General features: G+C 73.1%; 14 protein-coding genes. 8 read left to right on the plus strand and 6 right to left on the minus strand.

The genetic code is table 11. From position 1 onward, the window contains the following. Positions 1-3: 3 nt before the first annotated feature. Genes SJY07_RS15765 through SJY07_RS15775 form a run of 3 tightly spaced genes read right to left on the minus strand, consistent with a single transcriptional unit; the run spans position 4 to position 4,024 of the window. A complete protein-coding gene (locus tag SJY07_RS15765) occupies positions 4-1,707 on the minus strand; it encodes an acetyl/propionyl/methylcrotonyl-CoA carboxylase subunit alpha (RefSeq protein WP_380160390.1) in 1,704 nt (567 codons plus the stop codon). Next, positions 1,704-3,260 (minus strand): 5-oxoprolinase/urea amidolyase family protein, encoded by a 1,557-nt coding sequence (locus SJY07_RS15770; protein ID WP_380160392.1) that lies wholly within the window; start codon positions 3,258-3,260, stop codon positions 1,704-1,706. The genes SJY07_RS15765 and SJY07_RS15770 overlap by 4 nt, the downstream gene beginning before the upstream one ends. Before the next feature lie 2 nt (positions 3,261-3,262). Then, positions 3,263-4,024 (minus strand): LamB/YcsF family protein, encoded by a 762-nt coding sequence (locus tag SJY07_RS15775; protein WP_380160394.1) that lies wholly within the window; start codon positions 4,022-4,024, stop codon positions 3,263-3,265. Positions 4,025-4,085: 61 nt separating this feature from the next. Between SJY07_RS15775 and SJY07_RS15780 the strand changes: the two genes are divergently transcribed. After that, on the plus strand, positions 4,086-4,739 hold the full coding sequence (locus tag SJY07_RS15780) for a GntR family transcriptional regulator (protein ID WP_328293284.1): 654 nt from the start codon (positions 4,086-4,088) through the stop codon (positions 4,737-4,739). Here SJY07_RS15780 and SJY07_RS15785 read toward each other — a convergent pair. Beyond that, positions 4,715-5,938, minus strand: a complete 1,224-nt coding sequence (locus SJY07_RS15785) for a hypothetical protein (protein ID WP_380160397.1) — start codon at positions 5,936-5,938, stop codon at positions 4,715-4,717. The genes SJY07_RS15780 and SJY07_RS15785 overlap by 25 nt on opposite strands. 138 nt (positions 5,939-6,076) lie before the next feature. On the opposite strand from SJY07_RS15785, the gene SJY07_RS15790 reads away from it, so the two are divergent. Genes SJY07_RS15790 through SJY07_RS15805 form a run of 4 tightly spaced genes read left to right on the plus strand, consistent with a single transcriptional unit; the run spans position 6,077 to position 9,258 of the window. Further along, positions 6,077-6,772, plus strand: coding sequence for a DUF969 domain-containing protein (locus SJY07_RS15790; RefSeq protein ID WP_328293282.1), 696 nt, complete (start codon positions 6,077-6,079; stop codon positions 6,770-6,772). Continuing rightward, positions 6,769-7,797 (plus strand): DUF979 domain-containing protein, encoded by a 1,029-nt coding sequence (locus tag SJY07_RS15795; RefSeq protein WP_328293281.1) that lies wholly within the window; start codon positions 6,769-6,771, stop codon positions 7,795-7,797. The genes SJY07_RS15790 and SJY07_RS15795 overlap by 4 nt, the downstream gene beginning before the upstream one ends. After that, positions 7,797-8,825 (plus strand): DUF2891 domain-containing protein, encoded by a 1,029-nt coding sequence (locus SJY07_RS15800; RefSeq protein WP_380160400.1) that lies wholly within the window; start codon positions 7,797-7,799, stop codon positions 8,823-8,825. The genes SJY07_RS15795 and SJY07_RS15800 overlap by 1 nt, the downstream gene beginning before the upstream one ends. Positions 8,826-8,829: 4 nt before the next feature. Next, positions 8,830-9,258 carry a hypothetical protein gene (locus tag SJY07_RS15805; protein ID WP_380160402.1) on the plus strand — a complete coding sequence of 143 codons (429 nt, stop codon included), beginning with the start codon at positions 8,830-8,832 and terminating at the stop codon, positions 9,256-9,258. On the opposite strand, the gene SJY07_RS15810 is transcribed toward SJY07_RS15805, so the two are convergent. Next, on the minus strand, positions 9,245-10,192 hold the full coding sequence (locus SJY07_RS15810) for a sugar-binding domain-containing protein (RefSeq protein ID WP_328293278.1): 948 nt from the start codon (positions 10,190-10,192) through the stop codon (positions 9,245-9,247). The genes SJY07_RS15805 and SJY07_RS15810 overlap by 14 nt on opposite strands. Positions 10,193-10,349: 157 nt before the next feature. On the opposite strand from SJY07_RS15810, the gene SJY07_RS15815 reads away from it, so the two are divergent. Together SJY07_RS15815 and SJY07_RS15820 are read left to right on the plus strand one after the other, a co-directional pair. After that, positions 10,350-11,444, plus strand: coding sequence for an alcohol dehydrogenase catalytic domain-containing protein (locus SJY07_RS15815; RefSeq protein WP_328293277.1), 1,095 nt, complete (start codon positions 10,350-10,352; stop codon positions 11,442-11,444). Next, on the plus strand, positions 11,441-12,760 hold the full coding sequence (locus SJY07_RS15820) for an MFS transporter (RefSeq protein WP_380160405.1): 1,320 nt from the start codon (positions 11,441-11,443) through the stop codon (positions 12,758-12,760). The genes SJY07_RS15815 and SJY07_RS15820 overlap by 4 nt, the downstream gene beginning before the upstream one ends. A gap of 276 nt (positions 12,761-13,036) precedes the next feature. Here SJY07_RS15820 and SJY07_RS15825 read toward each other — a convergent pair whose 3' ends face one another. Then, a complete protein-coding gene (locus SJY07_RS15825) occupies positions 13,037-13,984 on the minus strand; it encodes a ribonuclease Z (RefSeq protein ID WP_328293275.1) in 948 nt (315 codons plus the stop codon). A 598-nt stretch (positions 13,985-14,582) separates the two neighbouring features. On the opposite strand from SJY07_RS15825, the gene SJY07_RS15830 reads away from it, so the two are divergent. Continuing rightward, positions 14,583-15,080 (plus strand): cell wall-binding repeat-containing protein, encoded by a 498-nt coding sequence (locus SJY07_RS15830; RefSeq protein WP_328293274.1) that lies wholly within the window; start codon positions 14,583-14,585, stop codon positions 15,078-15,080. Positions 15,081-15,088: the final 8 nt, after the last annotated feature.

The raw sequence follows: 15,088 nt of genomic DNA on the forward strand, positions 1-15,088 counted from the left end.
CCCTCACCCGATCCGGGCGAGTTCGGCCCCCTCAGGGAACTGCCGGCCCGGTGTCGCGGTCAGCTGGATCCGGCCCGCGCGGTGGGCGAGCAGCGGGGTCTCCATCTTCATGGCCTCGATCGCGCCGAGGTGCTCACCCACCCGGACCTCCTGGCCGTCGACGACGTCCCAGCCCACCAGGCTGCCGCCGACCGGAGCGCTCAACACGGCGTCGTCGGTCACCGCTCGCGGGGCGACGGGTGCCGGGTTCGCCTGAGCGAGACCCGCGGGCAGGGCGAGGGTGAACCGCCGGCCGTCGAGTTCCACCCAGGTGCGGACCACCGCGTCGTCGGAGGGGGGAAGCGGTCGGTCCGCGGCGAGGTCGCCGAGCCAGTCGCACTCGGTCTCGATCCAGCGCGTGTGCACCGCGAAGTCGTCGGTGAACGCGGGGTCCTCCAGGAGTCGGCGGTGGAAACCCGCGACGGTCGGGAAACCGTCGAGGCGCAGTTCCGCCAACGCCTGGCGGGCCCGGCGCAGCGCGTGCCGACGGTCGCGGCCGTGGACGACGAGCTTCGCCACCAGCGAGTCGAACGCCGGGGCCACGACGGAACCCGTCGTGACCCCGCTGTCGACGCGGACCCCTGGACCGCCGGGCAGGTCGAGACGTTCCACCGCGCCGGGGGTGGGCAGGAAACCCCGGCCCGGGTCCTCGGCGTTGAGGCGGAACTCGAACGCGTGCCCGCGGGGTGCGGGGGTCTTCGCGACCTCCAGCGGCAGGCCGTCGGCGACGAGGAACTGCTGGCGCACCAGGTCGATCCCCGTGGTAGCCTCGGTGACCGGGTGCTCCACCTGCAGGCGGGTGTTCACCTCGAGGAACGAGACCACCCCACCCGCCCCGACGAGGAACTCCACCGTCCCCGCGCCGCGGTAGTCGACCGCGGCGCAGATCTTCTGCGCCGCAGTCACGACGGCCTCGTGCTGCGCCGCGGTGAGGAACGGTGCCGGGGCCTCCTCGACGAGTTTCTGGTTGCGTCGCTGGACCGAGCAGTCGCGGGTGCCGACGACCACGACGCTCCCACGGCCGTCACCCACGACCTGTGCCTCGACGTGTCGCGGGCGTTCCAGGTACTGCTCGACGAAGCACTCACCGCGTCCGAACGCGGCCACGGCCTCGCGGACGGCGGAGTCGTAGGCCTCGGGGACCTCCTCGAGGTCGTGCACGACGCGCATCCCCCGACCGCCACCGCCGAACGCGGCCTTCACGACCAGGGGCAGCCCGTGCTCGCGCGCGAACGCCAGGACCTCCTCGACCCCGGACACCGGCCCGGGGGTGCCCGCGGCCAGCGGTGCGCCCACCGAGCGGGCGATCTCGCGGGCGGCGGTCTTGTCGCCGAGCCGTTCAATCGTGTCGGGGGTCGGACCGATCCACGTGAGCCCGGCGTCCTCGACGGCGCGGGCGAACCCCGCGTCCTCGGAGAGGAACCCGTACCCGGGGTGGACGGCGTCGGCACCGCTGGCGCGCGCCACCGCGAGGAGCTTCGCCGCGTCGAGGTAGGTCTGCGCGGGGGTGGTCCCGGGCAGCGCCCACGCCTCGGTGGCGGTGCGGACGTGCAGCGCGTCGGCGTCGGCGTCGGCGTAGACCGCGACGGAGGCGATGCCGTAGTCGGCGCAGCCGCGGGCGATGCGGACCGCGATCTCGCCGCGGTTGGCGATGAGGACCTTCTTCACGCCGACGTTCCTCCTGGTGTCGTGGGGCGGAAACGCATGCGGGCCCCCGGAGGGACCTGCGCGAGCAGGTCGAGGTGGTGGGCGGCCACGCAGGCGATGACCGGGTAGCCGCCGGTGACGGGGTGGTCGGCGCCGAACACGACGGGCCGCCCGTCCGGCGGGACCTGGATCGCACCGGGAACCGTTCCCTCGCTGGGCAGTTCGCCCGGCACCCGGCGCTCCAGGGGTTCTCCGTCGAGACGCAGGCCGACCCGGTTGGAACGCGGGGTGACCGTCCACTCCTGGCTGGCGAAGCGGTCGAGCGCCCCGGTCGTGAACCAGTCGTCGCGCGGGCCGAGCTGCACGTCGATCTCCACCACGTCCCCGCCGGCGGGGAGCTCCTGCACCGCAGTGGTCCCCAGGGTGACCGGACTCCGGGGCGAGGGGCCGACGGGCAGGTGGTTCCCGGCCCGCACCGGGTCCGGTCCGGTACCGGAGAGGAGGTCGGTGGAGCGGCTGCCCAGGACGGGCGTGACCGCGAGACCGCCCCGCACGGCCAGGACCGACCGCAGCCCACGGGCGGGACTCCCGACGAGGAGTTCCTCGCCCGCGTCGAGGGCGAACGCTCGGTCCGCGGCGACCGGGAACGTCGCGGTCGGGGTCGTGACGGTGAGTTCCGCGGGGGCGCCGGTCGAGGCGAGGACGAGGCGTCCGTGGGCCCGGACCCGCAACCCCCCGGCGACGACCTCGAGGGCGGCGAGGTCCGGTGCGTTCCCGACGAGGCGGTTCGCCCGGCGCAGCGCGGCGCGGTCCAGCGCACCGGACCGGGAGAGGCCTTCCGCGGACCGGCCGGGACGGCCGAGGTCCTGGACGAGGGTCTGCGCTCCCGGGGCCACGACCTCGAGGAACGGCGCCTCGACGGGTTCGCACCGCACCGGTGGGGGCACCGCGGGGACGGGCGGCTCGGGGGTCTCGACGAACCGGACGCGCATGCCCGGCCGCAGCAGGGCCGGTTCGGCTCGCCCGACGTCCCACGTCGTGGCCGACGTCCGTCCCAGCAACCGCCAGCCCCCCGGACTGGCCCGGGGGTAGATCCCGCCGAACCGGCCGGCGAGGGCGACGGACCCGGCGGGGATGGTCGTCCGGGGCGTCCCGCGGCGGGGGACGTCGAGGACGGGGTCGTCACCGGCGAGGTAGGCGAAACCCGGCGCGAAACCCGTGAACGCCACCGTCCAGGTCGCGGCGGTGTGCCGGCGGACGAGGTCGGGGACGTCGATCCCGCACGTCCGGGCCACCTCGGCGAGGTCTTCGCCGTCGTAGTGCACGGGGATCTCGACGAGGGTTCCGGTCGCTGTCGCGCCACGGGACAGGGACCGGTCGCGCACCGCGGCGGCCAGGGTGGCGGCACTCGTCAGCAGGGGCTGGAAGCGGATGAGGACGGTGCGCGCGGCGGGGACGAGTTCCGTCGTCCCGGGCGGGGGCCCGGCGGTCAGCGAGGCGTGCAGGGCGAGGGCTTCGTCGAGGTCGGCGACCTCGACGAGGAGGCCGTCGGACCCGCAGGGGAGGAACCGCACGGTCAACCGGCGAAGGCGCGGACGGTGACGCCCGCACCCTCGAGTCCGCTGCGCACGGCCCGGGCCATCTCGACCGCGCCGGGTGAGTCGCCGTGGACGCAGATGGACTCGGCCGCGATGGGCACCTCGGAACCGTCCACGGCCGTGATGGTCCCGTCGCTCACCCACCGCACCATCCGGTCGGCGATCTCCTGCGGGTCGTGCAGCACGGCCCCGGGAACACGTCGGGAGAGGAGGTTCCCCTCGGGGGTGTAGGCCCGGTCGGCGAACGCCTCGGCGACGACCGTGAGTCCCGCGGCACGGGCCCGCTCCAGCAGCGGTGACCCGGCGAGGCCGACGAGGGGGAGGGACGCGTCGAAGCTGAGCAGCGCGGTGATGACCGCGCGGGCGTGCCGTTCGTCGTGGGCGATGGTGTTGTAGAGGGCGCCGTGGGGTTTCACGTAGTCGACCTGCGCGCCGAGCGTGCGGGCGACGCCGGACAGGGCGCCGAGCTGGTAGACGACGTCCCCGGTGAGTTCGTCCTCGCTCGCGTCGACGTAGCGCCGGCCGAACCCGGCGAGGTCGCGGTAGGAGACGTGGGCGCCGATGCGGACCCCGCGCTCCTTCGCGCTCGCCACGGTGCGGGTCATGGTGGCGGGGTCCCCGGCGTGGAACCCGCAGGCCACGTTGGCGCTGGTCACCGTGGCGAGGACCGCGTCGTCGTCGCCGAGCTCCCAACGGCCGAAGCCTTCGCCGACGTCGGCGTTCAGATCGATGGTGGCCACGGAGCGATCCTGCCGATCGTTCAACGATTCCGCAAGAGGTCCCGCTGGTACCGTCCACGACGTGGAACCCCAGGACCGCTCCGGTCGCGCGCACCGGGTCGCCGACCTGGTGCGGGACGGGATCCTCGACGGCAGCTACGGCGTGGGCTCGCGGTTGTCCGAACCCGAGCTCTGCACGGCCTTCGAGGTCTCGCGGAACACGCTGCGGGAGTCGTTCCGGATGCTGGCCGAGGAACGGCTGGTGGTCCACGAGCTCAACCGCGGGGTGTTCGTCCGCGTCCCCAGCGAACAGGACGTCCACGAGCTCTACGACGCCCGGCGACTCGTGGAGTGCGCCGCCGTCCGCGACCACGGCCGGCGCACCGACGGCCTCGCCGACGTCGCCGAGACCCTCGAGCGCGCCGAGCGCCTCGCCGCGGCGGGGGACTGGATCGGGGTCGGTACCGCCGACATCGACTTCCACCGGGCCCTGACCGCACTGGGCAGCGTCCGCATCGAAGGACTCATGCAGAGCATCTGGAACGAGATGCGTCTCGCCTTCCACGTCGTCGGTTCCCCCGAGGACTTCCACGGCTCGTACCTCGCGCGCAACCACGTCGTCCTGGACACCCTGCTCGAACGCGGTGGCGTCGCGGCGGCCAGGGAGTTGCGCAGCTACCTCGACGAGGCCGAAGGGCGCGTGCTGCAGGCCTACCGCGACCGCCGCTCCGCCTGAACGGCCTCGGCCGCGGCACGGACCAGCGCGATCGTCTGGTCGACGACCGCGCGGCGGTCCTCCTCGAACGCGGCGTCGGTGATCGCCGCGGGGTCAGCGGGGTCGACGATCGCCGAGACGTGCAGGTGGCCGCCGGGGACGTCGTCCGCCCCGAGGGCGAGCCGCAACCGGTTCGAGCGGTACATGCTCTCGTTGCTGAGGTAGTCGCCGCCCGTCCCGGCCGCCGCGGTGCTGCCGGGCGAGGGGTCGGGGTTCGAGCGCAGCGCCGCGGGGTCGGGGAACGACCCGGCAGGCCACTCCCGGATCCCCTGCTTCAGCACGACGGGCCAGGGGCCGGTGCCGGCCGCGACCATCGCCGCGTGCGGCAGGGTCGTCCCGATCCACTCGGGGTTCTGATTGGGCTGGGCCCAGCGGGCGGCGCGGCCCACCGGCCCGAAGTGCTGGTCGCGGCTGTTGTCCGGGGTGCCGCCGCGGGCGTTCGCCGCCCACTTCTCCACGTCCATCCGCCCGCGGCTGGTCATGCTGATCGTGGTGATCAGGTCCGCTCCCGCGAGCAGGGCCGGGCCGAAGGCGTCTTCGACGATCCCCTGGTCGAAGTCGCCGTAGTTCACCGGGAGCACGACGGACCGGACGACGACACGCCCCGCCGGGGTGTCGAAGGTCGCGCCGTCCAGCTGCAGCGCAGCGCATCCGGACGGGTTGGAGTGCCGGACGTCGGCGTCGAGGCCGTAGGGGTCGAAACCGCTCACCGCGACGCGCAGGTCCCCTGCGGCGGCTCCCGGCCAGAGCGGGCGGTCGATGCCGCGGGAGGTCCGGTCCAGGACGTGCAGCAGGGCGAGGCGCTGGTGCTGGACCTCCAGGACGTCGTTGTCGAGGCTGCGCAGCACTGAACCCGACGCGGTGCGGGCCCAGTACAGCGGGCGGTCGTCGTAGGGGTCCAGACCGTCGGAACCCGGTCGGTTCCCCGCCCGCCGGACGGCGCTCTCCCACAGTCGGGTGCCGTGGTCGCGCACGACGGTGTGGAGGGCGTCGAGGGTGCTCGCCGTTCCCATGGCGGCCGTGAACTCCGCCACGAGCGTCGAGAACCCGGACGCGGTGAGGACCTGCTCGGCGACCGGGGCGGTGAGCCGGGATTCCTCCACCGTCGGCGGGAGCGGACGGGACGGACTGTCGTGGGGGGTGTGGTTGGTGGTGGGCATGTCGACGTCACCTCGGGGGCTCGACCGGGAGTTGCCTGCGGAAACTGGTCCGACCGTACCCCTTGCGCGATCGTTGAACGATCCCTAGCGTCGCCGGGAACACTCGACCTCCCGTTCGTCCTCCGGAAAGGCGCGGAAGTGCTCGTTCTCCTCGGAATCCTCGTCGTGGTCGCGGGTTTCGCCCTGCGGCTCAACCCCATGCTCGTCGTCACCGTCGCCGGTCTCGTGACCGGTTTCCTCGGCGGGATGACCCCCGTCGAGGTGCTGAACGCGTTCGGGACCGGTTTCGCCGGTTCCCGGTCCGTCAGCATCTTCCTGCTCGTCCTCCCCGTGATCGGGATGGTGGAACGCAACGGTCTGCAGGAACAGGCCCGGCGGCTGGTGTCGAAGATGTCCCGGCTGAGCACGGGCGGGATCCTCGCGGGCTACTTCGTGATCCGCCAGGTCACCGCGGCCATCGGCCTGATGAGCATCGGCGGCCACGCCCAGACCGTCCGGCCGCTGGTCGCGCCGATGGCCGAGGCCGCGGCCGTCCGCCGGTTCGGGCCCCTCCCCGACGCGGTCTCGCAGCGCATCCGCGCGTTCGCGGCCAGCACCGACAACGTGGGCGCGTTCTTCGGTGAGGACATCTTCGTCGCCGTCGGTGCCGTGCTGCTGATCACCTCCTTCGTCGACACGACCTACGGCTACACGCTCGAACCCCTGCAGCTGGCGCTCTGGGCGATCCCGACCGCGGTGGTGGCGCTGCTGGTCCACGGCACCCGCAGCCTGCTCACCGACCGGGGGCTGGCCCGGGAGATGGCGAAGTTCGGGACGTCGGAGGTGGCGGGGTGATCCGCGTCGAGTGGTTCTACTGGGTGATGGGGTTCTTCTTCCTCGTCGTCGGCGCCCTCGTCGCCCGCGACCGGAGCAACCCCCGTCGGGCCACGAGCGGCGCGTTCTGGGCGTTGCTCGGCCTCTGCTTCCCCTACAGCTCGTTCGTCGTGGCGCAGACCGCGCCGGGGTGGCCGCTCGGACTCGCGATCGTCGCCATCGCCGCGATCGCGGGGACGGGTCGGTTGGCGCGCAGCGGGTCCGCCGCGGGCGGAGGGACGGCCGCGGTCGTCGACGGCCCCGCTTCCCCGGCCGGTCGTGCGGGGACGACGCTGCTCGCGACGCGCGAGGTGCTCGCCGCCCGGTTCGGGAACCGTCTCTTCGTCCCGGTCCTCATCATCCCGGTCGTGACCGCGTTGTGCGCCACGGTGGGCAAGGACATCACCGTCGGCGGTCAGCCGTTGCTCCAGAGCGGCAGCGAGACCGTCATCGGTCTCGCCGCGGCGGGGATCATCGCGGTCCCGGTCGGGATGTGGTTGTTCCGGCAACGGACGCCGGCCCTCGCCCTGACCGAAGGACGTCGCCTCACCGAGGACCTCGGCTGGGCCCTCGTCCTGCCGCAGTTGCTGTCGGTGCTCGGGCTCGTGTTCGCGACCGCCGGGGTCGGGGACGCCATCGGCACCACGGTCTCGGCCGTCCTGCCGGACGGCGCGCTGCTGCCGGCGGTGATCCTCTACTGCGTCGGCATGGCGGTGTTCACCGTCGTCATGGGCAACGCCTTCGCGGCCTTCCCGGTGCTCACCGCGGCGATCGGCTACCCGGTGCTCGTCGAGGCCATGGGCGGGAACCCGCCGGTGGTGTTCGCGATCGGGATGCTGTCGGGGTACTGCGGGACGCTCTGCACCCCGATGGCCGCGAACTTCAACGTCGTCCCCGTGGCGTTGCTGGAACTCAGGAGCAACTACGCCGTGATCCGGCAGCAGATCCCGACGGCCGTCCCGCTGCTCGTCGCGAACGTCGTCCTGATGTACTTCCTGGCCTTCTGATGCTCGCCCCGCTCGCCGGGCGGTTGGCCCGGACGGCCGTGGCGAACGTGCGGCGGGAGTTCCCCCACGCGCCGGGGACGGAACTCCGGGGTCCCGGGGACCTGGTCCGGCCGAGGGCGGCGCACCCGGCCTTCCACGGGTGCTACGACTGGCACTCCGCCGTGCACACGCACTGGCTGCTGGTGTTCCTCCTCGAGCACCACCCCGAGGAGATCGACGTCGAGGCGGTGCGGGCCGTTCTCGACGACCACCTCACCGCGGCCGACCTCGAACGCGAGACCCTCGCCCTGGTGACGTCGCCGGGTTTCGAACGGCCCTACGGCTGGGCCTGGCTGGTGACCCTCTCCGCGCAGTGCCGGGCCTGGACCGGTGCGAACCCCGCCTGGGGATCGGCGCTGCGCCCCGCGGCCGACGCCGTCGCCGACCTCGTCCTCGACTGGCTGCCGCGGGCGGGGCGTCCGGTGCGCGCCGGAACCCACGCGAACTCCGCGTTCTCGCTCGGCCTGCTCCTCGACGCGGCTCCCGTGCTGGGCCGGGACGACCTGGCCGACGCCGTGCGCGCCACGGCCACGGACTGGTTCCTGCCCGACCGGGACGCCCCCCTGACCTGGGAACCGTCGGGAGAGGACTTCCTCTCGCCGGGTCTGGCCGAGGCCGACCTGGTGCGACGGTTGCTCCCCGCCGAGGAGTTCCCGCCGTGGCTGCAGGGGTTCTGGCCGGGACTGGCGCAGGGGGAACCCCGGACCCTGCTCGAACCGGTCGCGGTGCCCGACCGGTTGGACGGCCGCCTCGGCCACCTCGACGGGCTGAACCTCTCGCGCGCGGCCGCCCTGGCGGACCTGGCCGCCGCGCTGGACCCGACCGACTCGAGGCGGGGCGTCCTCTCCGGGGCCGCCGACGTGCACCTCGGGCGGGGCCTGGAGGCGTTGTCCGCCGACGGCTACGCCAGCACTCACTGGCTGGGGACGTTCGCGGCGCGGGCCCTCGCCGCTCGGGCGGGCGACCTCGGCGGACCTCGGCCACGATGAGCGGGTGCGCCGGCTGTCGAACGACGACGTGGCCTGCTGGCTGGTGAAGTCCGCGGGTCGGCCCGCGGAGCTGGAGCCGACGGGATGGCAGGCGGTGCGGCGCTGCCTGCGCCCGAGCTACCGGCTCGGCCTGATGGCCGCCGGGCAGCCGTGCCTGCTGTGGGTGAGCGGAGCGCGCGACCCAGGGGTCGCGGCGGTGGGACGGCTCGCGGGGGTCCCGGGCGACGACGACCGGGTGGAGCTCGACCTCTTGCCCCTCAGAGCGCCGGTCGAGCGGTCCGCGCTGCTCGCCGACGGCCGGTTCCGCGCGGCGGAGGTGATCCGGATGGCGGCGGGGAGCAACCCCTCCTACCTGCGCAGCGACCAGCTCGCGGCGGTGCTGGAACGGCTCGCCGACGACGACCGGGACGCGTGGGGTCTCACGCCGCCGTGAGGAGCTTGGCGGCCGTCGCCGGGTCGGTGACGAGGTGGTTGAAGAAGCCGCCGCGGGCGCCGGCGAGGACGCTCGGCACCTTCACCGCCCCGTAGACGACGGCGATGCGGTGCGGGACGGCCCGCAGCACGTCGAGCGGGATCGCGATGAGGCGGTCGGCGCCGTCGTAGGAGATCTCCACGCCGTGCGCGTCGTAGAAGCGGGAGGCGACGTCGCCGACGGCGTCGCGCAACGGGGTCTCCGCGGTGGGGACGAAGCTCGGGATCGAGTCGCGCTGCAGCGGAGGGGCACCCACACCCATGACCGCGCACCGGGCGCTCTCCCAGAGCGCGGTGAACCGCTTGAACTCCGGGTCGGCGACCAGGCTGCGCCGCAGCCCGCGCCCCGGGAACGCGGGAGCGTGCAGGAACCGCGGGGTCCCGCCCACGGCGGCGGCGACGCGACGGGTGATCTCGTTGGTCTGGTACCAGGCCTCGGCCTCGTCCTGGCCGCCGACCATCGGGGCCACGACGACGCCCGGCAACGCGGGCAGTTCGCGTCGGGCGATCTCGTAGGCGGTCCGCCCCGAGGAGACCAGGAGCACGTCCCCGGCGACGAGGCCGAGGCCGGCGAGCAGGACGGCCAGGACGGGCGAGACGGCCTCGGCCACGTGCTGGGTCGTGGTGGCGGGCGACAGCCAGACCCCCTCCAGCCCGAGGGCCGTGCGCAGCCGTTCCGCGAGGTCGTCGGGGTCCTCCCGGGGGAGCGGCAGCACCTCGATGCGGACCAGTCCCCGGTCCCGCGCCTCCTGCAGCAGACGGCTCACGGTCGCGCGGGACGTGCCCAGTCGCTCCGCGATCTCGGCCTGGGTCGCGTCCTGCAGGTAGTAGAGCGTCGCGGCGGTGTGCGCCAGCGCCAGTGGGAACCGGCTGTCTCCCTTGGGTCCCTTGACCACGCCCCCACCTCCTGTGTCGGCCGCCACGCTACCCAGCGGCGGGGAGGGCGCTCGAGTCGGCCGTGCACATGTGTGCTGGACATCTGTGCTGGCCGGTCCTAGGGTCGGGACAGGACGGACCCGTGAGGGGTCGACGGACTCTGCGAGGGAGCAGCTGATGACCGGCACTGAACCACAGACCATGCGAGCCGTCGTGGTGCATGGACCGGAGGACTACCGCCTCGAGGAGATCCCCGTCCCGGTCGCGGGACCGGGGGAGATCCTGCTGAAGGTCGAGGCCGTCGGCATCTGCGCCAGCGACCTGAAGTGCTACCACGGCGCCGCGAAGTTCTGGGGCGACGAGAACCGCCCGGCGTGGACCGAGACCGGGGTCGTCCCCGGACACGAGTTCACCGGCCGCGTCGTCGGGATCGACGCCGAGGCGACCGCCCGGTGGGGCGTGTCGGAAGGTGACCGCGTCGTCGCCGAGCAGATCGTCCCGTGCTGGAACTGCCGCTACTGCAACACCGGCAACTACCACATGTGCCAGCCGCACGACATGTTCGGGTTCAAGCGCCGCACCCCGGGCGCCATGGCCGAGTACATGGTCCTGCCGAAGGAGGCGCTGGTCCACAAGGCGCCCTCGGACCTCCCGCCGTGGCAGGTCGCCTACGCCGAACCGCTGTCCTGCGCGCTGCACGCCGTCGAGCGGGCGAACATCCGCTTCGACGACACCGTCGTCATCGCCGGCTGCGGCCCGATCGGCCTCGGCATGATCGCCGGTGCGGCCGCGAAGTTCCCGAAGCGCATCATCGCCCTCGACGCGCTGCCGCAGAAGCTGGAACTGGCGAAGAAGTGCGGGGCCGACCTCACCCTGAACATCACTGAGGTCGACGTGGTCCAGACCGTCAAGGACCTCACCGACGGCTACGGTGCCGACGTCTACATCGAGGGGACCGGTCACCCGTCGGCGGTGGCGCAGGGCCTGAACCTGTTGCGCAAGCTCGGGACCTTCGTCGAGTACTCGGTGTTCAAGGACCCGGTGTCGGTCGACTGGTCGATCATCAGCGACGACAAGGAACTGAACGTCCTGGGGGCCCACCTCGGGCAGAACACCTGGCCCGCCGCGCTCAAGCTCATCGCCTCGGGCCGGCTGCCGCTGGACGAGATCTGCTCCCACCAGCTGCCGCTGGAAGAGTTCCAGAAGGGACTCGACCTCGTGGCCGACTCGGCGAACTCCGTCAAGGTGTCCATCGTCCCGGGGTTGTCGTGACCCCGCAGAGCACGACCGCCGCGCCGCCGGAGGGCCGGCTGCAGCGACTGGGCATCCCCCCGGTCCTCCGCTGGGGTTTCGTCGGGGTCCTGGTCTTCATGACCGGCAACGGCGTCGAGTCGAACTTCCTGACCCCGCACCTGGTCGACGTGCTCGATCGACCGGAGAGCGCCGTCGCGAGCATCATCACCTACTACAGCCTCTGCGTCCTCGTCGGCAGCTACGTGTCCGGGGCCCTGTCCGACCTGTTCGGGCCGCGCCGGGTCATGGCGCTGGGTTTCGTCGTCTGGGTCGTGTTCGAGGTGCTGTTCCTGCTCGCCCTGCAGGCGGAGAGCTTCCCGCTGGCCGCGGCCGCCTACGCCGTCCGGGGGTTCGGGTTCCCGCTCTTCGCCTTCGCGTTCCTGGTGTGGGTGAACATCACCACCCGGCCGGAACGCAACGGCGCGGCCGTCGGCTGGTTCTACGTCGCGTTCACCGGTGGTCTGCCGACGCTGGGCTCGCTGTTCGCCGTCGGGGCGATCCCGCTGTTCGGTGGCGGCACCCCGGGTGAGACGGGCGCGATGGTCGCCTCGATCGGCCTCGTGGTCATCGGGTTCCTCATCGCCTGGCTCGGCGTCCGCGACCCGCGCGGGAACCAGCGGATCGCCCCGGCGGAGGAGTCAGCCGCACAGGTCCTGACCTCGGGCGTCCGTCTGGCGTTCCGGCAACCCAAGGTCGGCATGGGGTTCCTGGTGCGACTCATCAACACCGCGCCCGAGTTCGGGATGTTCATCGTCCTGCCGGCCGTCATCGCCACCGAACGCGGCTGGGGCCAGTCCCGCTGGCTGGTCATGACCGTGTGCGTCTACGCGACGAACATCCTGGTGAACGCCATGTTCGGCGCGATCGGGGACAGGATCGGCTGGCAGCGCACCGTTCAGTGGTTCGGGATCGTCGGATCCGCCTGCGGTCTCGTGCTCTGGTGGTACGTGCCGCAGCTGGTTCCCGCCGGCAGCACCTGGGGTTACGTCCTGTCCGTCCTCGCCGGCTGCGTCTTCGGGATGCTCCTCGCCGGTTTCGTGCCGATGGGCGCGATCATGCCCGCACTCGCCCCCGACCACAAGGGTGCCGCGATGGCGATGTACACCACCGCCGCCGGTGGGGCGACGTTCCTCGGATCCGCCGTCGTGTGGGTGGTGCTGCAGCTCGGTGGCAGCAACCAGGCCGTCGTGTGGTCCTTCGTCGGCCTCTACGCCGTCGCGTTCGTCCTGGTGCAGTTCCTCCGGGTTCCCCAGGTCCGCGCGACGCACGGGAAGCTGGAGACGGTCACCGCCTGACCGACCCAGGCCATCGAGGGAGCCCATCGCCACCCGGCGGTGGGCTTCCCGCGTCCGGTCCGTCCTGCGGGAGGACGACGGGGAACCAGTGGGGCCTTCGAGGGCCACCCGGCCTCGCACAGGCGCTCACCCGGCACCCCCAGCGGCCCCGGCTCAGGGAACCTCGCCGGCGTCGGCGGCCTCCTCCTCGGGACGGGGCGGCACGTCCTCGTCCTCCTCGAGCTCGGGGACGGGCGGGTCGGCGGGGTCGAACGTCGGCTGGCTCACGCCCCGACGCTACGACGCCCGGGACGCCGGCGCAGGGTGACGTCGGGGCGGTACCGCGACGACGTCGAGGTCGCGGGCGACGTGGACCGTCGTCCCGGCTCCGACCTCCGCGATCGCGGCCCGGGCTTCGAGTCCGAGTTCCTCCAGGTCGGGGTAGCGCTGCGAGAAGTGCGCCAGCACCAGCGTGCGCACTCCGGCACGGGCGGCGGCGAGCCCGGCCTGACGGGCGGTCAGGTGCCCCCGGCTGAGGGCCAGGTCGGTGTCGCGGTCGGCGTACGTGCACTCCAGGACGGCGAGGTCGGCGTCGCGGACGACCTCCTCGACGGCCGGGCAGAGGCGGGTGTCCATCACGAAGCCGAACACCTGCCCGGGGCGTTCCACGGAGACGTCGCCGAGGCGGACCCCGCGGAGTTCACCCCGTCGTGCCAGTTCCCCGACGTCGCGACCGCTGATCCCCGCGGCGGCGAGGGCGTCGGCGTCGAAGGACCGGCCCGCGGGTTCGGCCAACCGGTAGCCGATCGTGGGGACCCGGTGGTCCAGGGCCTGCGCGGTCAACCGGCACCCCGCGACCTCGGCCACGTCGACGGGCTCGTCCAGGGTGGGAACCCCCTCGACGGTGACCGCCACGTGCGCGTCGGCGACGACGGCGAGCGCGTGGAGGTGCTCGAACGCGTCGACCGGCCCGTGCAGGGTCACCGCACGTCCCGGTCCGTCCTGGGCCATCCGGTTCAGGACGCCGGGGATGCCCAGGCAGTGGTCGTTGTGGCGGTGGGTCACGCAGATCCGCTCGATGCGGGGTGCGGAGACCTCGGCGTGCAGCATCTGACGCTGGATGCCTTCGCCGGGGTCGAAGAGGATCGAGGTGCCGTCCCAGCGCAGCAGGTACCCGTTGTGGTTGCGGGTCCTGGTGGGTGCCTGCCCGGCGGTGCCGAGGACGACGAGTTCGCGGGGGCTCACCCGGCCATCCTGCCGAGTCGGCCGCAGGACGGCGCGACCGCGCAGCCCCGCGCTGAACTCCTCCGGTCGTTCCACGGGGACCAGGGTGCGGGCGCCGTGGACCCGGGCGTCGGTGCAGTTCGTCGCCGAGGTCGCTCCGTCCGACGACGAAGGACCTCAGGGTTTCCGCGGCGCTGTGCCGTCGCGCGTCGTCGAGGCAACGGCTCAGGAGTTCCACGAACGTGCTGTGCCACGACGCCGCCGTCGGGCCGCCCCCGTGCTGTGCACCGCCAGGCGGGTGGGGACCAGCGTGGTCGACGGGGTGGTGCTCATCGTCGCGTTCCGTTCCGGACGTCGGTACCTACCGGGGCGAGCGCCCCGGCGCGTCGACACCCGAACCCAACCCGTCGTGCCACCGGCTGCAGGTAGTGCCGGTCGGCTACTCGCTGTGCTTCACAGGTGACTCCAGGCGGGTCTCGATGGCGAGGACAGGTGAACCTGCTCCTCGTTCGGCGGCTGCCCGGTGGCGGATCGTGGTCGGCCGGGACCCCGGTCCGCAAACCTTGCGGGACCGGCGGTGACCACCCCGTCGGGCCCCACCTCGTCTGGAGAACCGACCATGCGCACCAAGACCCTCGCCTCGATCGCCGCCGTCGGCCTCGCCGCCGTCGCGGTCGCCTCCGCGAGCGCGGCCTCCGCCACCGACGCCCCGCAGACCGACCGCCACGCGCGCACCCTCTCGGCCGACACTCTGCGCAGCGTCGAGACCAAGTCGTCGCAGACGGCGGCCGGCAACCTCCGCGTCTCCGGCGCGGACCGCTACGAGACCGCGGCCCAGATCTCCGCCCTGGGCGGCTGGGACCACGACACCACGTCCGCGGTGTTTCTCGCCTCCGGGACCTCGTTCCCCGACGCCCTCGCCCTGGGTAACACCTTCTCGGGGTTCGGTCCCGTGCTGCTGACCGAACGCGACAGCCTGCCCGCCGCGACCCGGGCCGAGCTCGCGCGCATCCGTCCCTGCTTGATCATCGTCGCCGGTGGGGCCCCGAGCGTCTCCGACGCCGTCTTCGCCGACGCCGAGCAGTACGTCGACCACGCCGGGTGCGACATCTCCTGAGCGTCCCC

Source organism: Kineococcus sp. R86509 (assembly GCF_042466365.1).
Taxonomy (GTDB): Bacteria; Actinomycetota; Actinomycetes; order Actinomycetales; family Kineococcaceae; genus Kineococcus.

Coding starts and splice junctions, on each gene's coding strand:
- SJY07_RS15815 (WP_328293277.1), top strand. CDS start 10,350: ATGACCGGCACTGAACCACAGACCATGCGAGCCGTCGTGGTGCATGGA.
- SJY07_RS15830 (WP_328293274.1), top strand. CDS start 14,583: ATGCGCACCAAGACCCTCGCCTCGATCGCCGCCGTCGGCCTCGCCGCC.
- SJY07_RS15785 (WP_380160397.1), bottom strand. CDS start 5,938: ATGCCCACCACCAACCACACCCCCCACGACAGTCCGTCCCGTCCGCTC.
- SJY07_RS15800 (WP_380160400.1), top strand. CDS start 7,797: ATGCTCGCCCCGCTCGCCGGGCGGTTGGCCCGGACGGCCGTGGCGAAC.